This window comes from Cryobacterium sp. TMT1-2-1 (assembly GCF_004403955.1).
Taxonomy (GTDB): domain Bacteria; phylum Actinomycetota; class Actinomycetes; order Actinomycetales; family Microbacteriaceae; genus Cryobacterium; species Cryobacterium psychrotolerans.
On record NZ_SOHC01000068.1, the window covers coordinates 1 to 6,962 of the forward strand.

At 66.4% G+C, this 6,962-nt stretch carries 8 protein-coding genes; 6 read left to right on the forward strand and 2 right to left on the reverse strand.

What is annotated here, in order from left to right; translation table 11 throughout:
• Window positions 1-426: 426 nt before the first annotated feature.
• Window positions 427-603 carry a hypothetical protein gene (locus tag E3T33_RS15310; protein WP_166784488.1) on the forward strand — a complete coding sequence of 59 codons (177 nt, stop codon included), beginning with the start codon at window positions 427-429 and terminating at the stop codon, window positions 601-603.
• Between the two features lie 6 nt (window positions 604-609).
• Entirely contained in the window at window positions 610-921 is a 312-nt protein-coding gene (locus tag E3T33_RS12505) for a hypothetical protein (protein WP_134575436.1), read from the forward strand.
• A gap of 451 nt (window positions 922-1,372) precedes the next feature.
• Here E3T33_RS12505 and E3T33_RS12510 read toward each other — a convergent pair whose 3' ends face one another.
• Both E3T33_RS12510 and E3T33_RS12515 read right to left on the reverse strand, forming a co-directional pair.
• On the reverse strand, window positions 1,373-1,582 hold the full coding sequence (locus E3T33_RS12510; RefSeq protein WP_092325329.1) for a hypothetical protein: 210 nt from the start codon (window positions 1,580-1,582) through the stop codon (window positions 1,373-1,375).
• Window positions 1,583-1,693: 111 nt separating this feature from the next.
• Window positions 1,694-2,125, reverse strand: a complete 432-nt coding sequence (locus tag E3T33_RS12515; RefSeq protein ID WP_092325327.1) for a PPC domain-containing DNA-binding protein — start codon at window positions 2,123-2,125, stop codon at window positions 1,694-1,696.
• A gap of 205 nt (window positions 2,126-2,330) precedes the next feature.
• Between E3T33_RS12515 and E3T33_RS12520 the strand changes: the two genes are divergently transcribed.
• The 4 genes from E3T33_RS12520 (at window position 2,331) to E3T33_RS12535 (ending at window position 6,867) form a co-directional block, all read left to right on the forward strand.
• On the forward strand, window positions 2,331-2,594 hold the full coding sequence (locus E3T33_RS12520) for a hypothetical protein (protein ID WP_241982938.1): 264 nt from the start codon (window positions 2,331-2,333) through the stop codon (window positions 2,592-2,594).
• A gap of 84 nt (window positions 2,595-2,678) precedes the next feature.
• Window positions 2,679-3,092, forward strand: a complete 414-nt coding sequence (locus E3T33_RS12525) for a DUF2267 domain-containing protein (RefSeq protein WP_092325323.1) — start codon at window positions 2,679-2,681, stop codon at window positions 3,090-3,092.
• A gap of 43 nt (window positions 3,093-3,135) precedes the next feature.
• Window positions 3,136-4,962, forward strand: a complete 1,827-nt coding sequence (locus E3T33_RS12530) for a thiamine pyrophosphate-requiring protein (RefSeq protein ID WP_134575438.1) — start codon at window positions 3,136-3,138, stop codon at window positions 4,960-4,962.
• 1,026 nt (window positions 4,963-5,988) lie between these two features.
• Entirely contained in the window at window positions 5,989-6,867 is an 879-nt protein-coding gene (locus E3T33_RS12535) for an SDR family oxidoreductase (protein ID WP_134575440.1), read from the forward strand.
• Window positions 6,868-6,962 lie beyond the last annotated feature (95 nt).

Consider the following 6,962-nt stretch of genomic DNA (forward strand, 5'->3'; position numbering starts at 1 on the left):
CACCACCCACGCGACCGGAACGAGCGGCGTCCCACCGACGGGCGAGGGCGCCGCTCACCCCTGCCCACTTGACAAACCACACCCCATATCAGGGCGTGTGCAACTGCGCTTCAGGCGATAACGGCGTGGAAGGTGGCGCCCCACTGCTCGCCGGGTTCGGGCTGCCGATGGCGAACATCACTCAGTACGACAGCAACGTCCTGGGCATCCTGTTCGTTCATGCAACATCGACAGGCCATCCGGGTACACGGGCTGCACTTTCGCCAACTCAAGCGGCGGGTCGCGCGTGGATGGCGACCGAGGGCTTCGCACGCCTCGCTCTTTCGTGGCCTGCTTGGCCGGGTCGTTCCATCCATGTACGTAGGCCGCATCCGCCGGTGGCGCAAGGCCCTGGGCTGTCCAATCTTGTCGGCGTAACCTCGGGTTATGTTCGGTTTCATCATCTTCCTGCTCGTGCTGTGGTTAGTGCTTGCGATCATCGGCTTCACGATCAAGGGACTCTTCTGGCTTGCGATCATCGCAGTCGTACTCTTCTTGGCCACGGCGATGGGGGCTTGGCTTCGTCGGCGAGCGGGCGTGGCTGGCAAAACCACGAGGCGCTGAGCTGTTGTGTCTGATCCCACTCGGGTAACCAGCCAGCCTGCCCTGACCACTTCGTCGGGTCGCAGCTGGCTCGTTGTGGGAGCGTTGTTCACTGCGATTGCGCTCAGTGTGCTCATCCCCATGACCAGCCTGCCGCCGAGCGGAGTGGCCCTGACCGGGGCGATTACAGTGGCCGCCCTGTACGGCGGGATGCTCGTGGTCCGAGTGACAGTTTCTCGGGGACGTCGGCGTCTCCGGCTCTTGGCCGCGGGACTGATCGCGATCGCGATCGTCTCGGTGATTACCGCGGGAATAGTCGCCGCAACGGTGGGTGTCTGATGCTTCTTCGGGCCTAACGCGATCCGAGCCAATCCTGGCTCGCGGTCGACCGCCTCGGGGCGCCCGTGCGACAGACGCAGCCGCCCGCCTTCACGCCCCACCTCCACGATCAGGAACGGGACGTCTTGGGCGCGCTCCCGCAGTAGCGGGACGATGCGCGGCACTCGACCGTGCGTCACGACCTCCGGCCCGATCCGCGCCCCGGGGGTGGAACTCGTCCAGCTCGACCGTGCCGTCCCGCACAAGGATGGTCAGGCTCGAAGGGGCGGGCGGACCGTCGTCGGTCAGCAGCTCCAGCGCCACCTCCACGTCCGGCTCCGGTGTACCGGCCCTCAGCATCCGATCGCGGATCGACGTCCGGCGCGCATCCCGCTCGGGCGCGGGTGACCCGTCCGGCCCATCGATGTAGAGCGTTGTCCAGGTTCCCGGACGGGTGAGCAGGTCGGCGAGCTCAGCCATGGGTTGAGCCATCGGGCGGCTCGTGACGGAATGCCCGATCCACCTCGGGTGCGTCGGTGTCGTCGGGGAGGGGCTCGGTCTCGCGGAACGGCTCGGCGTGCGGCGCGCCATGTCCCTGCGTCATCCCGCCGGTCTCCTGTTTCAGCTTGTCGTCCAGTTCCGGACCGTGCGTGGTGTTTCCTCGTTCTCCGCTCTCGTCCATACCTATGAACGCTAGGCGCGAGGCTCGGCGCCGGCGCCGATCTCCCCCGAACGCCCAGGAATGCGGGCTGCGCCCAGGCCGGAGGAGCACTCGTTTCGACCCGGCCGGTGCTCAGGGTCGGATCAACGCGAGCCCGGTCTCGGGATCCACCTTCTTGCGAAGCGGCTCGGGGGTCGCCGTGAGGATCACCTCGCAGGTCGGCCGCACGATGGCCGTCTGCACATGTCCGCCGAGCACCCGCCCGTCCGCGAGAGCGACCGCAGCGTGCGCGTGGAGTTGCGGCTCGCCATCTTTCTCGGCGATGTCGCCAATCAGCGAGACGAGCTCAAGCTGCTCGCTCAGGTCCACCGACGTGCGGTACTGCTTGGAATCCCACTCGAAGTAGGCCAGCCGAACCGACGAGAATGCGCCGATAGCTCTGATCGAGGCACCGAGGATCCTTCGCTCGCGGGCGAAGGAGGTGAGGGACTCGACGACCTCGTCACCGGTGTCGAGCACGATCACCCACGTTGTCTCAGGCCCTTCCAGTCGATCAGCACGCATCACCCTCGCCCCTTCCCAGGACGGGCGCAGGAGAACCCGCCTCAAATAGCGAAAGGCTCCAGTGGCACTAGACCACGTGGAGCCTTCCTATGCGATCTGTGGTTTTCACCTCTTCTCGCATTTTGACGCTACGCCGTCGATGCGACCGATGCAACCCCGTTGTTCTTAGCTTGGTGATGTTTCACGATGGAGTTATCCGACGAAGGTGATATGCCGCGACTGGCAGGAGACGACCGACATGGCGAACGAACCGGAGAGCCCCGTACGGGACAAGAACTACAACCTGATCTGGGCGCTGGAGGCTTCCTTGTACAACATCTGGAAGCTGGACACCTACATCCAGGACGCGGAGCGCGAGGGTGACAGCGATCTTGCTGAATGGTTCAGCAAGATCCAGCACAACAATCGCAAGGCCGGCGAACAGGGCAAGCGGATGCTGGCTGAACGACTCCAAGGCGAGGAGACCTGACCTGAGGTCGCTCGAGCCTCCGTCGCGACCCTCGACCTAACTCGTCGTTCGGATCAGATGGCGCGCAAGTAACGAGGAGTGGTGATGGACGAGGACACGCTGATGGGCCAGGTGCAGAACCGGGCACGGCTCAGCACTCGAGCAGATGCGGCCCGTGCAGTCCGTTCGACCCTTGAGACTCTTGCCGAGCGGATACCCGCTGGCCTCGCGGATAACCTTGCGGCGCAGCTTCCCCATGAGGTGGGCGAGAACCTGCGGCGGGTGGCAGCCGACCCACTGCATGAGTCTGGCGAACGGTTCGACCGCGACGAGTTCATCCATCGGATCAGCGACCGTGCCGGCGTCGACGATCCGCAGGCTGCCTACCTCGCGCGAGTCGTGTTCGAAGTGATCGACGAAGCAGCAAGTCTTGTCATGGACACGGTTCGGGGAGTCCTGCCCGAAGACCTGCAGCAACTCACGAGCGCGGGCAGCTCGGGCAAACTCGACGAGCCGTGAGCCCGGCCCTGCTCCGCATCGGCCCGAACCCACGGGGCGTGCGATGACGGAGGAAAATGAGCACCAGGGACTCACAGTCTCTGATCTCATCGTGCGGCGGCTGCGGGACTGGGGGGTCGCGCGGGTCTACGGTTACAGCGGCGACGGCGTCAATGGTCTCCTCGACGCACTCCGGCGTGCGAACGGCAGACCGACGTTCATCCAGGCGCGTCACGAGGAGAACGCCGCGTTGATGGCGGTCGGCGAGGCCAAGTATGGCGGCACGGTCGGCGTGATCGTTTCCACCCAGGGACCGGGAGCGGTGCACCTGCTCAACGGCCTCTACGACGCCAAGCTCGACGGGGCTCCCGTGGTTGCCCTCGTCGGGCAGCAGCACAGGAGCGTGCTCGGCTCCGGCTACATGCAGGAAGTCGACATCGCGACCCTCATGGCCGATGTCGCCGTGTACGTCGCGCAAGTTTCATCGGCCGAGCAGATCCCGATGGTGATCGATCGCGCCTTCCGCAAGGCGCTAAGCCGCCGCGGTCCGGCTGTCGTCATCCTTCCCCACGATGTCCAGTCCGCGGACGCCCCCGAGCACCCCCACGAGCACGGCGTCGTCGTGACGAGCGCCACGTACTCCCCTCCGGAGGTGCGGTCCAGCTCGGATCAGCTCCGCGCCGCAGCGGAGCTGCTTTCAGTCGGCGAGCGACCCGTCATGCTTGTCGGGCGTGGCGCCGCCGAAGCGAAAGAGGCCGTCATCGAACTCGCCGAGTCGCTCGGTGCAGCTATCGTCACCAGCCTTCTCGGCAAGCCATACGTCGATGAGAGCCATCCGCTGGTGGCGGGGACGATGGGACATCTCGGCAGCACCGCGAGTGCCGAACTTCTCGGCGAGTGCGACTGCCTCCTCATCGTCGGCTCAAACGACCCCTGGACAGAGTTCTATCCGGCACCAGGCCAGGCACGTGCCGTGCAGATCGACATCGACCCCGCAGCCATCGGCAACCGCTATCCCGTCGAAGTAGCGATCACGTCGGATGCCGAGCCCGCGCTGCGCTCGCTACTGTCGCTGGTACGCCTGAGGAATCGGGAGTGTTGGAGCTCGCGAGTGCACGATGCCGTGCGCCGGTGGCATCGGATCCGCGTGGCGCGTGCCGAGGTCGATGCGGATCCTCTGAATCCCGAGGCCGTGGTCATGGCCCTCAACGGCCGCCTCCCCGGCGATGCCGCCCTCGCACTCGATGTCGGCAGCGTCGTCTACTGGTACGCCCGCCAGCTACAGCTTCCTCCCGGCGTTCAGGCGCACGTGTCATCCACCCTGGCGAGCATGGGATGCGGGCTGCCCTACGGCATCGCAGCGAAGCTGACGGACCCCGCCCGGCCAGTCGTGGTCCTCGCCGGCGATGGTGGGATGCAGATGACAGGAATCGCCGAGCTCGTGACTGTCGCCTCGCGGTGGCAGGGCTGGCCCGACCCGCGTTTCATTGTGGCTGTGTTCGACAACGGAGACCTCGCCGAAGTGAGTTGGGAGCAACGCGAGGAGGGCTCGCCGCGATTCCCGGCGAGCCAAGCACTCCCGGCCTTCCCGTACGCCGAACACGCCCGCATTATCGGCCTCGCCGGCGAGGTCGTGAGAATGCGGGATGAGCTCGGCGACGCCTGGGATCGCGCATTCGCGAGCGATCGTCCCTACGTCCTTCATTTCCACACCGATCCCGCCGTGCCGCTCCTACCGCCGCTGAGCACCGCGGGGAAGAAGATCGACGCGATGCGCACGGCGCTCGAGATCGAGCGGTCGGAAGGCGGCAACATGGCGACGCGGGCGCTCCGCCTCCTCGACCAGTACGTCGCGATCGAACGTGACGACTCGAACGGTGGACGACGCTGAGCGAATTCCTCGCTTCGTCAGACTCGGATCTAGCGCGGGGGTGTTTGCAGATCGGGGGAGCACGCTGCCGTAGCGGCTGGCTCTCTCATGCCCGGCAGCGGAACGCGGCCATCGTCGTCCGCGTGCCCAACGCTCGAGCGCTTCGCTCACACCCCGGACGGTGCTCGAGTAGGGAGATGGAGGCGCTTCACCGAGGCCGACGATGATGGCTCATCATCGTCGGGTCGTCGCGCCCGCCTATGTCGGCTCGTCGCCGACCGTCGAGTTTGCCGTCGCTCGGCACGCTCACGGCGGGCGCGCCTGCCGTCTCCTCGCGCCTGCCCTCCTGGGCTTCGAACTCCGAGTTCCCCGGTCCTCCGCCGCGGAGCGGTCCGACTTCGGGGGGACGACCTCCTCCGTGGTGTTCGAGGCCATCTGACCATCCGCAGTGGGCATCACCTGATCGTTCATCAGACCGTCGGGGTCGTTGGGCTGGCTGCCCTCGGGGCCGAACATCGCCATCAGACCAGCGCGTGTACGGGGGAGCTCCCGGTGCCGCCGGTCTGCGGCACCGAGTGGTCGTCCGGCTCGTCTGGCGCCGCCGCGGGCGCAGTTTCGAACGGCCGAGGGGCGTCCGACGCCGCGGGCGACGGAGATGCCGGAGTATCCGACGACGGCGCGGCGCGGTCGCCGAACTCTAGGTGGTGGTTTATCGAATGACGTCCCATCTGCATTTCCTTTCCCAGCCCGATAAGCCGCGGTTCGCGTTCATCGATGCGTCGCCGGTCGTGAGTTCGTCGTTGGCGCCCCAGGCTGAACCGAACGACTCCTCGGGCTAGCCGACCGCCGCCTGATCCACATCGCCCGGGCCATCCTTGGGGTCAGTCACGGGAGCGCGTCCCCGCCGATCGGCCGTAGACCTTTGGATTCTGTTCCGTTCACCTGGCATGTTTGCGACGATACGCCGTTGTCAAGATCGTGCAAGGGGCTTGATTTGGCATCCCATCAGTGAGTGGCTAGAGGTCCCATCAGTGAGTGGCTAGAGGTATGGCTGCGCTCATCGACCCCCGCTCCCGCTACAAGTCCGGCGGCTTCCCGAAGCAGGAACAGGAGCAGCCCGGGCTCACCGATCGAACCGATCCGTTGCCAGACCACGGCGAGTCTAGCTACCAGGGCTCGGGCCGACTTGAGGGCCGTCGCGCGCTCATCACAGGGGGCGACTCCGGCATTGGACGGGCGGTGGCGATCGCGTTCGCGCGCGAGGGCGCCGACGTCGCGATCGTCCACCTGCCTGAGGAGCAGCACGACGCGGACGAGACCCTCCGCCTCGTCACCGAGGCCGGGCGCGTGGCCGCCTCGATCCCGGGCGACGTGCAGGAGGAGGGCTTCTGCCGTAGCGTCGTCGACCAGACGGTGGAGGCGCTCGGCGGTCTCGACATCGTCGTGCTCAACGCCGCGTACCAGAAGAACCGGGACGGGCTCGAGACGATTCCGACCGAGGAGTTCGACCGCGTCTTCCGCACCAACCTTTACTCGATGATGTGGATCGCCGGGGCAGCGATCCCGCATCTCCAGCCCGGCGCGTCGATCATCTCGACCACGTCGATCCAGGCATTCAACCCGTCCTCGGCGCTCATCGACTACGCGATGACAAAAGCGGCGCAGGTCGCGTTCACGAAGGCACTCGCCGAGCAACTCGGCCCGAAGGGCATCCGTGTGAACGCGGTGGCGCCCGGACCGATCTGGACCCCGCTCATCCCCGCCACCGGCTGGCCCGAAAAGCTGCCGACCTTCGGGCAAGACACCCCACTTGGCCGCGCCGGCCAGCCCGCGGAACTCGCCCCTGCCTACGTGCTGCTCGCCTCCGACGAGGGATCGTACATCTCCGGCGCGGTCCTGCCGGTCACCGGCGGCAAGGGCCTCTAGGGCGTGTTGATCAAGTGATTTCGGGTGCGCCTGGGCGACCATTGATCATGCATGAGCGTGATGTGGTTTCTGATGAGGCGTGGGCCGTGATCGAG